Source organism: Candidatus Zixiibacteriota bacterium, from assembly GCA_036480375.1.
GTDB lineage: Bacteria > Zixibacteria > MSB-5A5 > GN15 > JAAZOE01 > JAZGGI01.
Window position 1 is genome coordinate 87,971 of record JAZGGI010000050.1, and the last position, 20,431, is coordinate 108,401.

The 20,431-nt window shown below is 44.6% G+C and carries 15 protein-coding genes; 10 read left to right on the top strand and 5 right to left on the bottom strand.

The genetic code is table 11. From position 1 onward, the window contains the following. Window positions 1–130 precede the first annotated feature (130 nt). The 10 genes from V3V99_15150 (at window position 131) to V3V99_15195 (ending at window position 14,067) form a co-directional block, all read left to right on the top strand. Complete coding sequence (locus tag V3V99_15150) at window positions 131–652, top strand: carboxymuconolactone decarboxylase family protein (GenBank protein MEE9443999.1); 522 nt, start codon at window positions 131–133, stop codon at window positions 650–652. Further along, on the top strand, window positions 645–4,184 hold the full coding sequence (locus V3V99_15155; GenBank protein ID MEE9444000.1) for a translocation/assembly module TamB domain-containing protein: 3,540 nt from the start codon (window positions 645–647) through the stop codon (window positions 4,182–4,184). The genes V3V99_15150 and V3V99_15155 overlap by 8 nt, the downstream gene beginning before the upstream one ends. Beyond that, window positions 4,184–6,133, top strand: coding sequence for a BamA/TamA family outer membrane protein (locus V3V99_15160; protein MEE9444001.1), 1,950 nt, complete (start codon window positions 4,184–4,186; stop codon window positions 6,131–6,133). Before V3V99_15155 ends, V3V99_15160 begins: the two co-directional genes overlap by 1 nt. 91 nt (window positions 6,134–6,224) lie before the next feature. After that, window positions 6,225–7,391, top strand: a complete 1,167-nt coding sequence (gene nifS, locus V3V99_15165) for a cysteine desulfurase NifS (GenBank protein ID MEE9444002.1) — start codon at window positions 6,225–6,227, stop codon at window positions 7,389–7,391. Window positions 7,392–7,458: 67 nt separating this feature from the next. Continuing rightward, window positions 7,459–8,535, top strand: coding sequence for a tRNA 2-thiouridine(34) synthase MnmA (gene mnmA / locus V3V99_15170; GenBank protein MEE9444003.1), 1,077 nt, complete (start codon window positions 7,459–7,461; stop codon window positions 8,533–8,535). An 84-nt stretch (window positions 8,536–8,619) separates the two neighbouring features. After that, window positions 8,620–9,303 (top strand): metal-dependent hydrolase, encoded by a 684-nt coding sequence (locus V3V99_15175; GenBank protein ID MEE9444004.1) that lies wholly within the window; start codon window positions 8,620–8,622, stop codon window positions 9,301–9,303. Window positions 9,304–9,310: 7 nt separating this feature from the next. Then, window positions 9,311–11,824 carry an AsmA family protein gene (locus V3V99_15180; GenBank protein MEE9444005.1) on the top strand — a complete coding sequence of 838 codons (2,514 nt, stop codon included), beginning with the start codon at window positions 9,311–9,313 and terminating at the stop codon, window positions 11,822–11,824. 45 nt (window positions 11,825–11,869) lie between these two features. Further along, window positions 11,870–12,433: a serine O-acetyltransferase EpsC gene (epsC, locus tag V3V99_15185; protein ID MEE9444006.1), complete on the top strand. Its 564-nt coding sequence runs from the start codon at window positions 11,870–11,872 to the stop codon at window positions 12,431–12,433. A gap of 254 nt (window positions 12,434–12,687) precedes the next feature. Next, a complete protein-coding gene (locus tag V3V99_15190) occupies window positions 12,688–13,614 on the top strand; it encodes a hypothetical protein (protein MEE9444007.1) in 927 nt (308 codons plus the stop codon). A gap of 99 nt (window positions 13,615–13,713) precedes the next feature. Continuing rightward, window positions 13,714–14,067 carry a hypothetical protein gene (locus V3V99_15195; GenBank protein MEE9444008.1) on the top strand — a complete coding sequence of 118 codons (354 nt, stop codon included), beginning with the start codon at window positions 13,714–13,716 and terminating at the stop codon, window positions 14,065–14,067. Between the two features lie 126 nt (window positions 14,068–14,193). On the opposite strand, the gene V3V99_15200 is transcribed toward V3V99_15195, so the two are convergent. From V3V99_15200 to V3V99_15220, 5 genes are all read right to left on the bottom strand, one after another. Then, window positions 14,194–15,330, bottom strand: coding sequence for a hypothetical protein (locus tag V3V99_15200; protein ID MEE9444009.1), 1,137 nt, complete (start codon window positions 15,328–15,330; stop codon window positions 14,194–14,196). A gap of 13 nt (window positions 15,331–15,343) precedes the next feature. Continuing rightward, on the bottom strand, window positions 15,344–16,075 hold the full coding sequence (locus V3V99_15205; GenBank protein MEE9444010.1) for a hypothetical protein: 732 nt from the start codon (window positions 16,073–16,075) through the stop codon (window positions 15,344–15,346). Between the two features lies 1 nt (window position 16,076). After that, a complete protein-coding gene (locus V3V99_15210; protein MEE9444011.1) occupies window positions 16,077–17,165 on the bottom strand; it encodes a pentapeptide repeat-containing protein in 1,089 nt (362 codons plus the stop codon). Continuing rightward, window positions 17,158–17,469 carry a hypothetical protein gene (locus V3V99_15215; GenBank protein ID MEE9444012.1) on the bottom strand — a complete coding sequence of 104 codons (312 nt, stop codon included), beginning with the start codon at window positions 17,467–17,469 and terminating at the stop codon, window positions 17,158–17,160. The genes V3V99_15210 and V3V99_15215 overlap by 8 nt, the downstream gene beginning before the upstream one ends. Before the next feature lie 368 nt (window positions 17,470–17,837). Beyond that, a complete protein-coding gene (locus V3V99_15220) occupies window positions 17,838–20,321 on the bottom strand; it encodes a C1 family peptidase (GenBank protein MEE9444013.1) in 2,484 nt (827 codons plus the stop codon). Between the last annotated feature and the right edge of the window lie 110 nt (window positions 20,322–20,431).

Genomic DNA, 20,431 nt, shown 5'->3' on the forward strand with positions numbered 1-20,431 from the left:
AAAAATCTGCCCCGTAAATCGAAGCCACAAACAAAAGGCTCAGATTCTCCTGCCTTTAATCTCAGCCGCCATCGCCGGCCGTAATAACGACAGCCTGAAAAATACTATCCTTTTTACAATTTCGCGAGGAATGTCTAAAAAATCAATTTATGAAACAATCTTACAGTCGCATTTATTTTTGGGATTTCCCGCGATGATTGAAGCGGCCCGTTTATTCTCCGGAATTACAAATTCGCAATTCAAAAGAAATCAACTTCCCGGGCCTTATGATAGTAAAACAGTCAGGACCTGGAATCGGGATGGAATGGATAAAATCAGGCGGTTATACGGTTCATCATTTGACCGCTTAGTGCTATATATAAATTCATTCTCTCCACAAATATTGACATGGATGATAAACAACGGCTATGGACAGGTATTGTCGAGAACGGGAGTAACTTTTGATATACGCGAATTGTGCGTCATCGCGACTCTTACGGTGACGATGTATGAAAACCAGCTTCGAGCGCACCTGCGCGGTGCGCTCAATATCGAAGTCGCGATAGAAGACGTTGAAGCGGTTATTGACAATTGCCGGTTCTTTTGCACTAAGAAAAATATCCAGGCCTCTCGAAAAATACTAAAAGAGGTCGCTCGGGAAATCAATGCGTAAACGGTTTAAAATTCCGCTTTTCGGGATTGTCTTTATTCTCCTGGTACTGACAACCGGAGTTATCCTTCTATACAAATCGCATATTCTCGAAAATTGGGTTAACCGATATCTTACCGAAAAACTGGCCGAACAATATGGTCTCGAGGTCAATATTGAAGAGATCGACGGTTCATTCGTCACCGGTTTCCGTCTCCAAAACGTTCTGGTAAATCATCGCAGTGGGGATGAGACTGTTCCGATAGCCTTGATACCGGCGCTTTCAATGAAATATGATATTTCAAATTTATGGAATCGCCGCTGGATTATCGATAGTCTGTCTCTCGAAAAACCGCAGGTATATTTAAAAAAAGATGATAACGGCAGATGGATTTTGCCCAACCTGAAAGGAAACGGTGAGAATAAAATCTTTCTGCCCGCCTGGGAGATAGGTTATCTCGCGATATCCCGGGCCGAAATTGCTCTTACTTTGTCCGAAAAAAAGATAATATGGACCGATGTCGATCTACAGGCGTCTATTAAATCGGAAGAAGGTACAATCGCCGTTAAAGCCGATACGCTGCGAATGAATTGCGATGATCGCCGTTATCGAATTAAATTCGCGACAGGGGTTGCTACTATATTTAAAAAACAGGTTGCCATTCAGAATGCTCTATTAGTAGGTGATTCTTCCGAGTTTAAGTTTTCAATGGTGTATGAAAACGACGGCGGCACCTGGCTGGAAGCGACTATCGATGAATCCCGAATTCGCCTCGAAGATATAGTTTCGCTCTTGAGTGATGCCGATATCGATGGCGATATTAATCTCTCCGGCTCAATATATCATCAGGCGGGCAAAACCGGGGGAGATGTTCTTATCTCCGGCATCTTCAAAGACAGAAGCTTTGATTCATTACATACTCGTTTTCAAATTCAAGACAAAGTCTTATTTCTTGATACTTTGTACGGCCTTATCCTGAACGGATGCGCCGTATCCGGATTCGGTAATATCGATTTCGGATCGGCTCCGTCCGGGTATTTTCTTTCGGCTGAGATTGACTCTTTTGATTTGAATAATCTCGTTTTTGGTTCTTTCACATCAAATCTTAACGGACAGTTGAAAATTAACGGTCGCGGTCTCCAGTCGCAAACCATGATAATGGATGTAGATCTTGACCTGGATGAATCGTATTTCGATATATATCACTTTCATAAAGCACGCGGCCAGATGACATTGACCAGGTCGGGTTTATATTTTTATCCCGAATTTCTTTTCAAATATTATGACAATGAATTCTGGTGCGCTGGAGAAATCGATTATAAGGGCGATATCAATGTAAATGCGCACTCAGAATTTTCAGATCTTTCAAATTTCACCCATCAGACATTCATCGATCTTCCGGCCGGAACGGCCAGGGCTGAATACACTTTCACCGGCCCGGTTAGGGATCCCAATTTAAACGGCAGCTTCACCTCCGATTCATTATGGCTTTATGGTTTTTATTCCAATGATTTCACGGCGGATTTTGATATTACCAGTTTTATCTATGGCAAACGAGGTCCCATAAGTATAAAAAGCGCTAATGGTGACGCGTGGGCATTTCCCTTCGACAGCCTGACCGCCGAAATGGTTTTGGACAGCAACATCCTTCTTATCGACTCGGTTTGGGTAAAAAATTATTTCTCTGAGATTTCAGGCCAAGGCAATCTCGATTTTTTGAGTTATCCTCAAAATCTTGCTCTAGAGCGACTAACTTTTGAAGTTGCCGGACGAAATTTCCGGTCAAACGATCCTCAGGAGATACTTGTCGATTCCGCGGGGTTTATCTTCAATGAATTTCAAATTCGAGGCTCCGACGGAGCCATCGAATTTGACGGCCGGGCGGATTACGATGAAACTCTCGATTTAAGCTGGGCCATCGATAAAGTCTCCATCGCTCCCTGGGTGCGCATGTTTGACGACAGCCTTGATGTATCAGGAAAATTATCATCACAGGGGACGGTCTCCGGAAAATTCCTTAATCCAAAATTCAGCCTGACCGCTGATTTGGATTCGCTGACATATCGCGGATTACATCTTGGCCAACTCAAATCATTTTTGAATTATTATGATTCTCTCTTATATATAGATTCCGCCTTTTTATATTCCGAGGAAGGCGTTTATTCGGCCTCCGGAGAATTCCCGATCAATCTGGCCCTATCTTCCGAAAATATCCCGTTTGACGACCGCGAGCAGAATATAAATATTCACGCCAGAGATAGAAGACTCGATTTAGCGGCCTTTGTCATGGAATCGGTCGAATATATAACCGGCGACTTCTCGGCCGATTTTATTTTATCCGGAAAACCAACCCAGCCTCATTTGAACGGTACCAGTTCATTGAAAAATGGAATCGTTAAACTAATTGATTTGCAAGACAAGCTCGACAGCGTTGATATCGATCTTGAAATGTCAGACAAATTAATAAATGTAGTGCATGGAAAAGCAAACATCATTAACAAGGGTAAAAACAAAAACGGTGTAATTTTGGCTAACGGTTCCATAACGGTCAATGATATAAACAACTTTACCTATGATTTAAACGTCCGCTGCCTCGATATTCCAATTAACTATGAGATGGGAGAATTTACCGGTTACATTGGGGAAGCAGGGTTTACGGTTACCGGCTCAACGCCGCCCCTGGTCAGAACCGATTCGACCTGGTCGATTCTAATAAATTCTGCCGAATACGGCGAGAGCTTCGAAGAAGAATCAGGCTTCAATATTCTAACCGCCCTCGAATCCGATAAATCCTGGGACCTGGATTTAATAGTTGAATTCCCGGCCAACTTCTGGGTAAAAAACAGTGACATCAACGCTGAGTTTTCAGGCAACCTGAATATCGTGCGTCAATCAGGAATATACAATTTTCTTGGGAATCTGGAAGTAATTCGAGGGAAAATATATCTCTACGATAAAACCTATCGCATGACTCCGGGGGGGCAGATAATTTATGATAATATTGGTGAGCTCAATCCCAAACTTAATTTCGAAATTTCAACTCGTATCCGAACTCAACCGCGTTATACAGGTTTCGAAACGGAGGAGAGCTATTCGTATGAGCTAAAACTGCAAGTCGGCGGCGATCTCGAAAATCCTATTTTTACTCCTGCCGGCGAAACCCCTATATCCAGTGAAAATATCCTGCCCTCGATTATCGCCAATGCTGATGTTGGCGCTGAAAAAACGGGAAGTAATTTATCCGACAGGATCACTCTTGGTGGAGTAGGACTTTTAGCTAATCAAATGTCAAGGATCGGAACCCGTTCCCTGGGCGTGGAAACATTTGAAATCAACCCGAACTATCGCGGAGGCTTTGACCCTTCCGGGACGCAAATCATAATCGGAACCTATATGCTTCCCAATCTTTATATTTCCGGAAGCAGCTATTTTGATGTCAATCGGGGACAGGAATTCGGCGCTGAGATCAGACTGGGACGCAATTACCTTCTTGAAGGCCGCCGCGATGAAGCAAACCTTTATCATTTCACGTTCAAGATTCACTGGGAATACTGATGCGTAGCCGTTTTCGATATATGATTGTTACACTGTTGGTTTTTACGGCATCGTTAACGCTCGGGTATACAATAACGCAAGCTCAGAGCCTGTCCAAAGAAGATCGGCTCTTTCAGTCCTGGCTGGCGGATAATCCATACATTTCGGATATAATCGTCGATGGTAATCAGTTTTTCTCAGATTCAAAAATTCGCTCCAAATTATTTTCACGCAAAAATACATTCTGGCAAGCCCTGAAATCCGGCTCTCGAAATCGAATTTTGCGCTATACAATCAATCGCGATACTCTTGAGATAAAGTATCTCTATTACCGTGAAGGATATCTTAACGTCGGCGTAGATGAATCAATTGAGATGAATACCAGCGACTCCGGCGCTATCATTCATATTAATATTAACGAGGGCAACCGCTTTATCGTCGGTCGCGTTAATTTTCAGGCTAATGATAGTCTGACTTTTTTCGGTGAATTGAGAAATATCGCCAATCGTTTCCGGACCGGAAATCCCGTCGATCCGATTAAGTTAAACGAAATGGTATTCGATCTGAAAACCGGCTTCGCAAATAACGGCTACCCATACGCAATTATCGAAACCGCTGTTGATTCCAGCGCCGGTCCGCAAAACACTAATATATCTATCACGGCCAATGAAGGCCACCTGGTTCGTTTCGGCGACGTCCTCTTCGATAATTTATACTATTACTCGTCCGACCTTGCCGCCCGAGAGATCGCCTTCAAGAAAGGCGAAATATACAGTCGAGAAAAAATACTGGAATCCCAGAAGCGATTATACTCAACCGGCCTTTTTAATTCCATCAGTTTGGATTTCGTCCAACAACTGCCCGATTCGCAAAGAGCTGTCGATAGTCTTAATCCCGATTTCCGTTTTTCCGCTGTGGAAAGAAAATCGCATTATATAACGGTTAAAACCGGCGCCAGTCAGGACTCACTTCGGGATTTAACCTGGGATTTTTCCGCCGCATGGGGAAAACGAAATATTTTCAAATCCCGCCGTTTTGAATTTTCAATTACTTCCCGTTTTGTAATCTTTACTGACTGGCGCGTTATTCTGCACAGATATCAAACGCGATTCACAGAACCTCGGTTTTTGGGTCTGCGCCTGCCGCTGACACTGACGGCCCGTTTCGAGCCGGGGGTACGCTCACAACTACAGCCTTATCGAGTGCAAACCTGGCTTCTTGCCTTATCGACTCGCAAAGAATGGTCCGAGCAATTGTTCGCCGTAATTTCCGGGGAATATGAAAGCGTTAATATCTACGGAGTTTCCAAGGATCAGGTCGGAGCCATCAGGCGGGAAGAAAATATCTCTATCCGGCGCAAGCTTACCTTCATTCTCGTTCGCGACACCCGCCTTGATAAATTTGTACCCAAACAAGGCTCCTTCACGACCTACTATGCTCAATACGTCGGCGGAATATTGAGTGGAGACGATAGCTTTTTAAAGCTCGAGTTTTCATGGGCCCGCTACCAGCGAGCCATCGGCTCCTTTATCTATGCTACTCGGATAAAAGGCGGCTGGGTTAAGGAAATGGGAAAATCAACGGAAGTTCCAACTAACGATAGATTTTATCTGGGCGGGGCCAATACCATCCGAGGATTCCGGGAAAATATAATCGGACCACGAATCGATCATGAAGACTATCAATTTGAAGATAGTACAAATATCGGCGCCAATTCCTATTTGATTTTTAATCAGGAAATGCGTTTTCCGATTCTGGGTAAATTCTGGGGTTCGGTTTTTGCCGATATCGGTAATGGCTGGGGATCATTTTCAGATTTCGATCCCGATGATCTTTTATTCGCTTACGGCACCGGGTTTCAATATTTATCCCCGGCCGGCCCTCTCCGTCTCGATTACGCTCATCGCCTCGGAAACGGCGTGTACGCGGAGGATAGCCGCTGGCATATTACCATTCTGTATGCCTTTTAATTTAATTAAACAAGATGGATTGACAAGTCCTTCGATTTGTGCTATAATTTTTCTTGAAATTGCGTAAACTATGTATTGAGGTCTGATAAGTATGGAAACAATATATCTTGATTATAACAGCACTACTCCGGTGCATGAAGATGTCATTGCTCTCATGCAAAAACATATGATAGAAACTTACGGTAATCCATCATCAGTGCATAGATTAGGGCAAAAGGCCAAAGTATTAATGGAGGAGGCGCGCGAAAAAATCGCGAGTCTTTTGGGCGCTGAGGCATCTGAGATTTATTTTACATCCGGAGGCACTGAAGCTGATAATATCGCCTTAAAAGGCGCCGCCTATGCGGGTCAGAAAAAAGGCAATCATCTAATTACCTCTCAAATAGAACATCATGCCGTTTTGGAATCCGGACATTTTCTGGCAAAGAATGGCTTCGAAGTAACCTATCTGGGATGCGACAACGAAGGCATTATCTCGGTAGAAGAACTTAAGAATTCACTCAAGCCGGAAACAACGATAGTCTCTGTCATGATGATCAACAATGAAACCGGCGTCATCCAACCAATTAAAGAAATGGCGGCAATCTGCCGCCAGGCTGGTGTGCTGTTTCATACCGACGCCGTTCAGGCCGTCGGCAAAATCCCGGTCAATGTCAAAGACCTGGGCATGGATATGCTTTCTCTATCGGGTCACAAAATATACGGACCCAAGGGAATCGGCGCTCTTTATGTCCGCAAAGGATTGCGCCTAACACCCCTGGTTCATGGCGGCGCACATGAAAAACGTAAACGGGCCGGCACCGAAAATTTGATTTCCATTATAGGTTTGGCCAAAGCGATGGGACTGGCCGTAGCCAAGATGGACAAAGAATATGCGCGCATGAAAGAACTAAGCGATTATTTCATAAAAGAAGTTCAGGCGAAAGTTCCCGAAGTTTATCTTAACGGTTCTTATGAAAATCGGGTTCCTTCAACGGTTAATCTGTCCTTCAAAGGCGTTGAAGGCGAAGCCATTATTTTATCATTAGATATTAAGGGTATTGCCGTGTCTTCAGGATCGGCTTGCACTTCCGGCACACTGGAAGCGTCTCATGTCCTTCAGGCGATGAGAGTGGATACGCTTCTTGCCCAGGGTTCTATTCGTTTTTCGATGGGAAGACAGACAACCAAAGAGCAGCTTGAATACACCGCCTCGGTTCTCCCGGAAATTATCGAACGGCTCAGGTCTATGTCGGCTGCCTATCAAAAACCAGCGTAGGATTATTATTAATTGGTGATCTCTTTTTTATTTTCTTATGAGCCGGAACAATCACAATAAGTCCGTTATGGTCGCTATGTCGGGCGGCGTCGATAGCTCGGTTGCCCTTTATTTGCTTAAGGAACAAGGATATCAGGTCTCCGGCGCGACCATGAAACTCTGGGATTATTCCGAAGTTGGAGGCGCCGAACAGGCTCGCTCTTCAGGCGGATGCTGCGATTTGGATGCCATTAACAATGCCCGCAATGTCTGCCAGTCTCTTGATGTGCCGCACTATGTTCTTGATTTTAGCAATGAATTCAAAGAGATCGTAATTGAAAATTTTGTACACGAATACAGGCATGGCCGCACTCCCAATCCATGCGTATTATGCAACACTGAAATTAAATGGGATATGTTTTTGAAACGCGCCCGGGAGGTCGGATGCGAATATATGGCCACTGGACATTACGCCCAAATTGAATATAATGATGAACAAAATAGATTCATGATTCGCCGAGGAAAAACCACCAGCCGCGATCAAGCCTACGCTTTATGGGGTATTTCCCAGGAAGCCCTCTCACGAACGATTCTGCCTCTGGGAGAGCTTCAAAAATCAGACACGCGCCGCATCGCCATGGAAGCCGGACTCAAAACCGCCGAAACGGTCGAAAGCATGGAGATTTGTTTTGTGGCCGACGATAATTACGAAAGATTCATCCGGGAGTGGACCGGCGAGAATATCCCCCCCGGTGATATCGTGGATCCGTCCGGGAAAATTCTGGGACAACATAAGGGCATTCCGTTTTATACAATCGGACAAAGAAAGGGTTTGTGTATTACACATGATCACCCTTTGTATGTCAATAAAATTGACGTTGAAAATAATCGCATACATGTTTGTGATGGCACCGATCTATTATCAAAGGAACTTATCGCGTCCAATATTAACTGGGTCTCGATCCCGCCTCAGAGCGAACCATTCCGGGGTTTTGTACAGATTCGTTACCAGCATATAGCTCAACCGGCGACTGTTTTCCCCGAAGAAGACGGCCGTTTGAAGATAGTTTTCGATGAACCCCAGCGGGCGATTACCCCCGGGCAATCGGCCGTAATATTTGACGACGATACTCTCCTGGCCGGCAGTTTCATCGAAAGCCGCTAATTCTTATTATTATTTGTTGTTGATTTCCCCGAAAGCTTAATATTTTTTTGTATTATCAATTTTGATAAAAATCAGGAGGGAATTATGCTTACTCTTACTTTTTATGGGCATTCATGCGTCATGGCCGACGACGGCAAACAAAAAATCATAATCGATCCTTTCATCACCGATAATCCACAGGCAAAGATCAAAGCTGACGATATCGACGTTGACTATATCCTCGCCACTCACGGCCACGGCGACCATCTGGGAGATGCCGTCGAAATTTCCAAGCGTTGCAGTGCCACTATCATTGCGCCTAATGAACTGGCCACCTGGGTCTCTCAAAAAGGTGCCTTGGCGCATAACATGCATATCGGGGGAGCCTATAATTTTGAGTTTGGCCGCGTCAAACTCACTATCGCTCATCACGGTTCCGGCGCCGGGGAGAGCGGCCTGGAATATACCGGTAATCCCTGCGGTTTTGTCTTTACTATGGGCGGCACTACCGTTTACCATGCCGGCGATACGGGATTATTTCTCGACATGAAACTCATTGGCGAGATGAACGATATCGATGTTATGTTTCTGCCGATCGGCGATAATTTTACGATGGGCGTTGACGACGCCGTTAAGGCCGTTGAATTTGTCAAGCCGAAAAAGGTCATCCCAATACATTTTGGTACCTGGGATATAATCAATGCCGACCCTGAAGAATTTAAAAAGAAACTTGAAGGCAGCGGTGTAGAAGTTATAATAATGAAACCGAACGATTCTATCGAGGTGTAAGGGCAACATGGGAGAGGATAAATCAAAAAAAACAAAAGGCCGGGGATGTCTGTCCAAATTAATAATATTTTTGCTTCTTGTTATTCTCATCCTTTTTCTGGCCGGAGAATTTCTTTTCCCCGAGGAAACCGTCAGAAAAGAAATTGTCGATCGAGCGTCCACCGCTCTCAACCGCCAGGTTGAACTTGATAATGTCTCTTTCTCGTTATTTCCCTGGCCGAGCCTTAAGCTGGGCGGATTAAGAATTTACAACCCGGAAAATTTCCCCGGCGCCGAATTCATATCCATCGATGAATTGGAGTGCGGCCTTAAAATCCTGCCTCTTTTTCAAAAAAGGCTGGAGTTTACCGAAATCACTCTCGAACATCCCGTCATCCGCCTCCGTAAAGCGGCTGATGGTCGCGTCAATTACCGCTTTGACATCGATACCGGGGAAGAGCCGATCTCGACGCCGATGGGCGACAAGACCAAATTGAAATCCGAAGAAGCCGCCATGATGACGTTCGCGTTTGACTGGGCTGAAATTAATCACGGCGACATTACTTTTCAGGATGATTCGGCCAACACTAAAACATCGCTGAATAATATCAATCTCGAAACCAGGCTGAATCTTGAAGGCGACGGCAAAAAAGGCCGCTCCATCGGAACCCTGACGATTCCCTCAATCGCTTCCGATATAATTCCCGAAGGCGTTCCGCTCAACATGGAGTTTACATATAACGCCGATATTGATTTTCAAAATGGCGATCTGGCGCTTCAGGAATCAAGATTGACATTGAACGGCATCCCTTTTGATATTGAGGCGACCGTGCGCAATATGTTTGATCCGATTTCGATCTTTGCCCGTATCAAAGCAGATAATGTTTCCATCGATCCTCTGATAAAATACCTGCCCTCGTCGGAAAATTTCGATAAGGATATGCTGCGTATTAACGGCAGACTGTCCGGCGACGTCGAATCCCGCATCGAATTAAAAACCAAACGCAGTCCCTATTTCAGCGGACAATTCAAATTTAACGATTTAACCGTTGGTTACGGCAATATTGCCGGACGGGCGCATTTCAAAACCCTGACACTTGACTTCGATTCTGATTCAATCTCGTTTTATTCGGCGGGAGGAACTCTTTCGGATAATCCCTGCGACATCTCAGGAAAAGTAAAAAACTGGGACGATATTATTTACGAATTGGCCGTCAAGGGTAAATATAATCTGGTCGGCCTTCAACCGTTTTTAGATGAAAAATTAAACCATGAATTGATCGGCACGGCTGATCTGGATATAAAAGCGGCGGGCAAAAAATCGGATTGGATAAACACCAATTTTCTCGGAACCGCCCAAATCGAGAATCTATATTATAACAATGACAGCCTGACGTCGCCTCTCGAAAAACTCAACATGAAACTCACTTTTGGCAGGAAAAATGTCACCGTTGATACTCTATATGCCGAATACCCGGGTGCGTCGGTCTCTTTGACCGGAACTTTGAAAAACGGTTTCGCTCATTTGATTGAGCCGAGAAAAGGCCACAAAAAACCTTATCTCGATTACGAACTTTACTCGCCGCTTATTAACTATGACATTCTTGTGCCGGAAGAAGAAGCCTCACCCGCGGTTTCTCAATCGCCGGATGAAGGATCGTCATCTTCGGGACAATCAACCGTATCACCTTCGGATCAGCAGGCTATATCAGCGTCCGCTCCAATTTTCCTCCCCGATATCAGCGCGTCGGGCAAAACCAATATTGACCGGTTTATTTTTCGGGAAATGGAATTTTCAAATATATCCGGAGACGTCGAATACGACGAGGGGCTGATTACTTTCACAAATACCGCCGGGAATATATATTCAGGAAATATCAAGGCTTCCGGAACGGTTGATATCACCGATATGTATCAGCCGCTGATTACCTCCGAATTTACAGCCGAGGCAGTCGAAACCAACGAATTTTTATCTCAATTTACCAAAATCAAAAATCATCTCTTCGGCAAGGTCAATGCCAAAGGGCAGATCGCCGGTCGGGGCAGTGAACCCCAGGATTTTATCAAATCGCTAAACGCGCAGGCCAATGCCAATATCAAGGATGGGAAAATTATCAACTTCCCCGTTATAAACAAACTGGCCGAAAAAACCGGATTCAAAACATTTGAGGAGGAATCTATCCGCAATTTGACGACCGATCTGGTTATCCGTGACGGCAAAATGCTTCTCGATGATATGAAGCTGTTTAGTCGGATTGGCGATTGGGACATCAACGGCACCATCGCGGTCGATAACTATGATATGGATATGCAGGTCAGCCTCTATCTTTCGGAGCAATACTCAGGGAAAGCCAACCTCCTCGGCGATCTCCTGCGCGATGAGAACGGCCGAATCCGCGTCAATTTCAATCTGGGCGGAACTTATCTCAACCCAACCCTGTCTAAATTCTCGACCGACCAAAACGTTGTCAAAAAGAAAGTTGAGGACAAGCTCAAAAAAGGAGTTAAAGACCTTTTCAATAATCTGATTAAGAAAAAGTAAGAGATAAATATTTACGCCGGAAATCCGAATAATCGTATAACGACTATGATACTCAAAAGAATTATAGAGGATATCCGGGCGATAAGCCGTAACGATCCGGCTTCAAGAAATATTGAATTTCTTCTTTATCCCGGTTTTCACGCGATATTTTTTCATCGCATTATTCATGTCCTGTATAATCTCAAGATCCCTTTCATTCCCCGAATGCTTTCTCAAATAAGCCGCTTTATGACCGGTGTCGAAATTCATCCCGGCGCGACCATCGGCAGCGGGCTTTTTATCGATCACGGAGCTGGGGTAGTTATCGGCGAAACGGCCGAGATTGGGGATCATTGCGTTCTCTTTCACAATGTCACGTTAGGGGGGACCGGTAAGCATGTCGGCAAGCGGCATCCGACCGTCGGCAATAATGTTTTCATCGGGACCGGAGCTACGATTTTGGGACCACTGACTATCGGAAACAACGTCAGCATCGGCGCCAATTGCTTTTTGTACATGGTTGATATTCCCGACAACTGTACCGTCGTCGGCACGCCCGGAGTCATCGTCCGTAAGGATGGTCAAAAAGTCCACCTCAAACCCCAACCGACCGAATATTCCGATAATTGAAAAAAGGCGTACCGGTTTCATAGCCCCAATCTCCAAATACCAAAAATTCTGAGATAAGGCCAAATTATTAATATTCTCTTCGCGATAATCATACAAACACAAATTTGTGTTGACATAATATAAATAATATAGTAAGTTAGCGATGTTGCGCTTTTGAACAACTAACAAAAATTCTCAATAATGGTCCCGTGGTCAGGGTATTCCGTTTATCTCCATCAAATCCGGGGCCACCTGAAAGAAGGGGAGTATTTATCATGAAACACAATACGCATATCTACATCGCTCGCAAAGCCATGGAGTTTCTCTATGATTCTCTGGCCAAAGTAAAAACGCCTTCGGGCAACAACGTAAGCTCCAATAAGAAAAAAGCGTTAAGGCGGCAGGCCAAAGTACTGCAAAGACTACTTTTTTATCATCGCGATCATGTTACCGAAGCAAGCTGGGCTCCCGATGATATCCTCAAGGATATGGCTCACTACCATACTTTTAAACTATTTACCGACGGCGAATTTGGCGATGCCGCGAATTTCGCCAAGCAAACGTTCACGGATAACGGCGATAATTACTATCGCGCTTCGGGCAGTGGAGGATTGCCCTTTAAGGTCGATCATCTGGGGAAAATTATAGCCAATTTGATTAAGCTGAGAGATCACAACGATAGCTATTCCATGCAGCAGTTGATGTATCTGCTACTGCTTATTTCCCATTATGTGGCCGATGCCAACGTTCCCATGCACTGCGATATACGAGACGACAAACCGTCCGATAAAAAGCCAGCGGAGGGGAATTATTATTCCACCAAATGGCATGGGAAAATCGAATCGCTATGGGATAAGGCGGCCACTCCAGTCGGATTGAGGGAAGGGCTTATCGATATTCAGCGGGCGCAGGATAATACCGAACTGACCGATTACTCCGATTCAATTACATTTGATGTCGACAATTCCGCTGACGTAAAGAAAATCAAAACCTATGCGGTTCCCCGCAATAAGTTGATGGATTTTATGGTTGAATTATGTATCAAAACAAAGAAGCGGAGTCTGGTATTATTCCCGCCGGAAAATCCCGATCCCGATAATAACGAAGACTATGAAGCCAAATTGCGAGAATTAACTCCTAAGATATTCGCCGACGCGATCGGAAGCGTAATCTCAATCTGGATGTGTATCTGGGCCGAGTGAAACAAGATTTATTGGCAGGATCGCAGGGATCCTGCCCTGGCTGGCTGGGCTGATGAGTTTGGTGGCATAAACGCAGTTTACGAATATCAGGAGTGTTAGATGCGTATGAATTTCGATGATTTTTGGAATAGGGCTGTAATATTCCTTCAGGAAAAGATTAAGGATGGGGGGGGCGAACTCAAAATGTGCAATTGGTCAAAAGATGACAAAATAAGACGGGAGACAATTCCGATGATTAAGGCAAGTGAAAAAGAGATCATCTGCCTGACGGAGAAGGGTGAGAACTATAAGGCTACACGCAATGACTTGCAGTATACTTATGGCGTATATGATGATTACAAGAAGGGAGATGTTTTGAGAGGGCAGATAAGGGAAGAAATCCATACTTCTACATACACTATTTGCACGATTCACTATTTAGAAAAGAATAGAAGTAAGTTGAACCAGAATTAACCAGGCATCCATATAAATCTGTATATAGAAATCCGTAGGGAAAGAGCCCGCAGGGCTCCTGCCAATCGCGCAAAGTGCGATAAAGCAAGGTGTATTGGCAGGATCGCGGGGATCCTGCCCTACTGTCTAAAACAGATTGCCAATGGAATTGAATGAAATTGATAAACCCATGATCCAGGTTAGCTCCGTTTCCTCAATAGCGAAATTGGCGTCCAGATCGCTCACAGTATCGCCCGCACTATAGCCCTCGGACAACGAATTTTCTCCCGGCAAGTGCAAGGCCAAACTTATTTTTATCAGGTCGCTTGAAATCGGCCAGCTATATCCCAAAATCCAACTGTTATTGTCCATCTTCTTCAAATCCACAGGCACACCAATCCCCATGAAGAAGTCCGGGAGCAGCAAACCGGTGAAACTTCCAAAATGTTTTAAATCTCTGCGAGCGGACCAATCAAGCCCGACGGTCAGAAAAACCGTCTCATCGAAATCCTTGCGCTTAATGACATTTGACTCAATCTCATAACGTTTCAAATCGGCATCGGAAATCGGTATGAACATACCAATACCAATATTGAATTCACCAAAAAAGGTAACTGGCCGAAGAACTCGGTAACTGCGGCTCCAGGTCCTCCTTTCATATGTATCCAGATCTCTCCGTACGAAGGTAAGCGCAATACTGGCCGGATGAAATGGAATCTTAAAATGCTTAATGCCGATCTCGATTTCTTTTTTATTGCCATCTTCGTTGATATATTCCCTGATAGGGGCTGGCGATTCAAATGAGGTAAGTTGCAGTGAACGTGTTAATTTCGAAATATCAATCTCCACCGAGGTCAGAAAATCGTCAGCGCTGTCAGTTATCCATATCGCAAATATATCGCGTGCGAACATGCGAATGTCGCCCGGATCACAGAAACCTTTTTTAAATCGAATGAAAAATGCCTTATGGGTATACTCGTGGATGTATACGATTTGATTGAGTCCTCCGACTGCAAGGAAAATAATAAAATGTTCGCCGGAGCCGATTCTTTCCAATGTGGAATCAGGGTAGGCGCGCTTGATTATATCGAGTACCTGCCTTGACATTTCGGTGCGAGGAGCCTTTGCAAACTCAACCAAAGTGTCATAATCACTTTTCGAAATAGATGCTCCGAATACCCTACCTTCAGATAGCTCGGATGGTATATCGAGGGCATTGCCTAATGATGCCAACAAAAGAAGAATTAATGCCGCGCCCGTGATATGAATCGTTCTATAGCTCATTTTTCCTATCTCCTCATTTATCAGTGGGGGATATAATTACCTCAATAAATGGCCGGGCAGACCTGTCCGCCAGAGGTATGCCCTTGGTATATCTCCCTCTGAACGAATTGCAGCTAAAATCCAGAACCTCGGTAAAATCAATCTCAGGTTCGCACATTTCAAGAATCACACGGCATATTTTTCTTTCCAGTAATGAAATTTCGATGATACCATTGGCAGGATTTGAATCGCCGAAATAATAGCTGTCGTTTTTTATTTTTTTGATTTTCCTATAGGTGCAATGTGCCTTGTACTTTTGAGGATTGGCATAAAACATCACCGTATAGAAATGTGGGGTGAGATTGAATCTGAATTCCGTCGAGTCCAACAAATCCTTGGTCTGGCTATATACATGGTCGTACTTGGCAAAATAAAATTCAATAGTATAAGATGCCAGCGGTATGCTATCGAATGAAACCATTCTTGCTGTTTGAGATTCATTGTATTCCAGCGTACATACCTTTTGTGCATATGGCCTGTTGTTTGTGTACTGCCCCCGAAACAGGGAAATAAGAATTGTGGAATCCATAGAAAGCGCCAACAGATTTTCAGGAATTGAGTCTATCTCCACAATAATTTTCAAATCTACAAGAGAATCGGTATCGTCACTCTCCAGATCCGGTTGAGCGCAGGGGGTGACCGGTGTGAGCATAATTGGAAGCATTAACAAAATTATGGCACCCGGGTATGTGGATCGTTTTATCATTCTATATTTCATCCATAAGAGTTTTGGTTAATTCAAAGATTGTCGCCTCCCGACCATTCTCTTTGGTGAGTTCACTGAGTAACTCGCAGACGGTTGAGTCCAGATACGCGTTTTGCCACTGAGCCTTGGATAGATTCTTAAAAATGCCCAATACCTGATGGCTATCATGTTGTCTTAAAAAAAATGTTGCCCCCTCAAGATTGCACAAATCTAATATGGTACCCTCAAAAGTACAATCGGTCAGCTTGCAGTTGGCCAAATTGCTCTGGCTCAGATCGGCTTGGGAAAAATCGATACCACTCAAATCCTGCCCTTCAAAATCGAGCGCGGCAAGGGGTAATCGGGAAGTCATGGTCCCGATTTTGGCCAGGGCATTTAAGACCGTTCCGTTGAGTTCTTTCAACTTTCTTTTATTTTTGTCAATGACGCTGACTTTTATAAAATATCTTTCCAGTAGACTTTGAGTGGTCTCATTCGATTGCCAGGTATCAAGGATATCTATTATGTAGCACATGAAATGGACATTCTTTCCAAGATTATCCTCCCTTAACTGGCTTATTTCCAGGCCAAGTTTGGAGTTAATTTCATTTCTAGCGTTGTCGTCCATATACTTCATGGCCGAAATCACGCCTTGAATCAGTTCTGTATCATCATTCTCGTTGGCATCCTCTAAAGCCAATAGGAGAAAGGGCACGGCCGGTACACCATGTGATGCCATAGAGATTAGTATAGGCTTCCTGTTGGCCGCCGTTGAGTCTGAGTAAAGCTTCGGAACCAATTCGGACAAATGAATAATTTTTTGTGATTCAAGAGATTGTCGGTTGATGGTTTCAGGAATCACCGTAGCCCCTAAATAGGTCGCAATCGCTAGTACTGTGGCGATGAGTAAACGGCCAACGATTGCCAGAATGCCGAGCCAATCTCTCCCTTTTTCTTCAATCTTCTTTCTTAAATCTTCTAATTCGTTTTCATTCTTATCAAGTCTGTGTTCAATTTCGTGAATTTCCAACCTGCTTGGGCCTTCCTTGGACGGATTGGCGTCAAATTCATTGGCTGAATCGTCAGTGTTTTTATTGTCTTTTTCAGTCATGGCATATTATCCAGCATTTATTTAATCCACTATCCGCAGATTTGATATTGTATGCCATCTCATTGCGAATAATATTTGTTTGAAGACTGTCGGTGCGGGCTAAAGCGTCGCGTAACGATTCAGCGTCGATTACCGAGACCGCAATAAGAGCATACGCCCAATAGTATTGTCCCGCCATGACTGAATACCAATGGTCATTACCACCCTCGTCAACCGGCCACTGTATAAGATTCAGTAAACTCTGTGAATATCCGGTACTGGATAGCACCGAAATTAAGACGAATGCTACAAATATTCGTTTCATCTCCCCTCCCAGATTTGGATTATATTTTCCCGCTCGATATTTATATCTGAATGATGCTGTATGAGCGCAGAAGAAATATAGGAAATATATATTAGATTGTCAATATCTTCAAGGAAGATATTAATGTTAGAGTGACACTATATGTCACTCTGATGCGATTTCGGGGATGTATGTCGCCAGACAATTCGGGCAGTATATATTTAAATCCAAGACATTGTTTGTTTGAAGGCAATCAGAAACCGTCGAAGGGTCGGCCACAATTTTCAATGACCCAGATATAATCCCAAAGAAAATATAGGGGCGTTCTGTGTGAATAAAAAAAGGCCGATCAACATCGGCCTTTTTTATTTTTGTATGGTCAAATCAATTTACGGACAGTCGAAACACGGGATGGGGCCGCCCTTGAAGACATGACTTATCAAATATACCGCATCACCCACGTTGCAGTCTCCATCGCAGTTAGCATCTCCTGCTATTAGAGGCTCAGGGGGTGGGCCCCCTTTGAAAACGTGGTTGATGATATAAACGGCGTCACCGACATTTGTATCCCTGTCACCATTGGCGTCACCGCAAACGTAGTCACAGGCATCGCCGACTCCATTATCATTTTGATCGGCCTGGTTGGGATTGAAAACCTCAATACAATTATCGCATAGGTCACCAACATCGTCCTCGTCGAAATCGGCTTGATTTGGGTTAGCATCATTGGGACAATTATCGCAACCATCCGGGATCGTATCGGTATCGTTATTGATAATGTCGTCGTACCCGGGGCAGACATCACAGCCATTGGGAACCCCGTCGCTGTCATCGTCAAGATTGTCGTCGTACCCGGGGCAGAGATCACAGTCATTGGGAACCCCGTCGTTGTCATCGTCAAGATTGTCGTCGAATCCGGGACATAGATCACAGCCATTGGGAACCCCGTCATTGTCATTGTCAAAATTGTCGTTGAACCCGGGGCAGACATCACAACCGTTAGGAATCCCATCATAGTCATCATCAATAAAGTCATCATAACCCGGACATATATCGCAGGCATCGCCCCTGCTGTCACCGTCAGAATCAGCCTGGTTCGGATTATCATCATAGGGGCAATTATCACAATCATCAGGGATCGTATCAGTATCGTTGTTGACCGTGTCGTCGTATCCGGGACAGAGATCACAACCATCGGGAACACCGTCGAGGTCACTGTCAAGATTGTCATCGTAGCCCGGACAAATATCGCAGGCATCGCCTGCTCCGTCGCCATCGGAGTCCTCCTGAAGAGGATTGTAATCAATAAGACAGTTGTCACAAATATTGCCTACATCATCGCTATCTGTATCTGCCTGGTCATAATTCCAATAATCCGGACAATTATCGGTGGGGCATTCATTTTCCGGGTGACCGGCATCACCGTAACTATCACCATCACTATCAATACAGGTACCGGTTTGATAGCGAAGCCGAATGGCGACATCGTGTGCCTCACCTGCACTCATGTCGTACCAGCCAACTGATGGATCAGAACTCAGAAATGTATATCCTCCAGGTTGGGCGGGCCCTTGTCGATCGGCAACTATTGGATAGGGATAGTTCAGGTTGGAAACTTTGATTACGGCATATATATCCTCTGCCTGGCCAATATTAAAAGATGCATCCAGAGCCACGGAATGATACCCCGCCTCCGCGAAACTCGAATTAAGATTGCTCCCCAGCAACCCGCTGAGCGTCGTTCCGTCGAAATTATTATATACATAAACGTCAACATCGGTAGTAGTATCGCCGGTCCAGAATTCAACCCGGGTCACTGTCATCGCTTCCGGAGCGACATATTTGCACATGCCCCATGCGGTCACTGAATCCGGATTAGAAGGATATCCCCAGCTGTTAGTCCAACCGCCTTCATCATAAGATAATACACCGCCATAATGATCATAGGGCTGCCAATCAGTGATACAAGAAGCCCAGGCTCCCATGTTTGCCGAACCATAGGCAATCGTGAAATATCCCGGCTCGGTTCCGTATCCACAGGGACCGCCCCAGTCATCACCCCAGTAATTTTTTACTATCCAGCCGCCGGTTCCACCCGCATGAGTAAGATCATCATCCCAACCGATTATTAATACCGGGTGAGAAGCCGCCTCTGTACCGGAATAGTAAAGAGTGTACGAACCGTCATAGTTGACAAATTCCGTTCGCCAGGCATCATTATATCCCGAGTAAAATTCTGCGAATATCGGTCCATAAGCATAAATATAGTCCTTGAGAGCATTAGTCGGATGGGGCGTGGATCTCGAAATGCGCAGCCAGTCCATAACTGTGGCGGCATATGGGCAACCCGAATTACAGGCAACATCAGAAGCGACATAGGGATCACAAGTTTCCATAACCGCACCAAATTTTGAGAGAAAATTCGTGCACCTATGATCGTTTAAGCTAGTGCAACTTGAACCGTACCATTCGCACTCTTTGACATTATTTTCGGAAAAATCATATGTCGATACACCATCCAGAAGCATTCTGGATTGCAATTGTTCCAGGACTACGAAGGCATCATTAGAACCGCATTGGCCGACACTAACGACCGGAAACACCAGTCCGTTTTCCCGCCAATCGTATCGCGAGGGAAATTGTCCGGCTTTTTGACCATCGGTTGAAAGGTTATCCTTTATCCAATCAATATCTTTGACTGAAGGGATCGGGGTACTCGAAACGCTGTACTCGCCAATCGAAACTGCGGATGAAGAGGAAGGTTGAACTATTATTGATTTATCACAAGTAGGAATTTCCTGTAGTTCATCGGCCCGTAATGTTAGTGTCATGCAAAACAGAGGGACCCCCAGCAATAAAAACGGAATTCTCATTTCTTACCTCCATTGTTATTAAGCGCCCCTGCTCGAAGTTCAGTAAATGATTTGTATTTACTCCAATATAATGATACGCCTTTATTTTGTCAATTCGAAAATACCGGGCC

What these genes read in the sequence shown, in the direction of transcription:
- nifS (MEE9444002.1), top strand. Translation starts at nt 6,225, where the DNA reads ATGGAAACAATATATCTTGATTATAACAGCACTACTCCGGTGCATGAA.
- V3V99_15215 (MEE9444012.1), bottom strand. Translation starts at nt 17,469, where the DNA reads ATGAAACGAATATTTGTAGCATTCGTCTTAATTTCGGTGCTATCCAGT.
- V3V99_15180 (MEE9444005.1), top strand. Translation starts at nt 9,311, where the DNA reads ATGGGAGAGGATAAATCAAAAAAAACAAAAGGCCGGGGATGTCTGTCC.
- V3V99_15150 (MEE9443999.1), top strand. Translation starts at nt 131, where the DNA reads ATGTCTAAAAAATCAATTTATGAAACAATCTTACAGTCGCATTTATTT.
- V3V99_15190 (MEE9444007.1), top strand. Translation starts at nt 12,688, where the DNA reads ATGAAACACAATACGCATATCTACATCGCTCGCAAAGCCATGGAGTTT.
- V3V99_15205 (MEE9444010.1), bottom strand. Translation starts at nt 16,075, where the DNA reads ATGATAAAACGATCCACATACCCGGGTGCCATAATTTTGTTAATGCTT.
- V3V99_15220 (MEE9444013.1), bottom strand. Translation starts at nt 20,321, where the DNA reads ATGAGAATTCCGTTTTTATTGCTGGGGGTCCCTCTGTTTTGCATGACA.
- mnmA (MEE9444003.1), top strand. Translation starts at nt 7,459, where the DNA reads ATGGTCGCTATGTCGGGCGGCGTCGATAGCTCGGTTGCCCTTTATTTG.
- V3V99_15175 (MEE9444004.1), top strand. Translation starts at nt 8,620, where the DNA reads ATGCTTACTCTTACTTTTTATGGGCATTCATGCGTCATGGCCGACGAC.
- epsC (MEE9444006.1), top strand. Translation starts at nt 11,870, where the DNA reads ATGATACTCAAAAGAATTATAGAGGATATCCGGGCGATAAGCCGTAAC.
- V3V99_15195 (MEE9444008.1), top strand. Translation starts at nt 13,714, where the DNA reads ATGCGTATGAATTTCGATGATTTTTGGAATAGGGCTGTAATATTCCTT.
- V3V99_15155 (MEE9444000.1), top strand. Translation starts at nt 645, where the DNA reads ATGCGTAAACGGTTTAAAATTCCGCTTTTCGGGATTGTCTTTATTCTC.
- V3V99_15200 (MEE9444009.1), bottom strand. Translation starts at nt 15,330, where the DNA reads ATGAGCTATAGAACGATTCATATCACGGGCGCGGCATTAATTCTTCTT.
- V3V99_15160 (MEE9444001.1), top strand. Translation starts at nt 4,184, where the DNA reads ATGCGTAGCCGTTTTCGATATATGATTGTTACACTGTTGGTTTTTACG.
- V3V99_15210 (MEE9444011.1), bottom strand. Translation starts at nt 17,165, where the DNA reads ATGACTGAAAAAGACAATAAAAACACTGACGATTCAGCCAATGAATTT.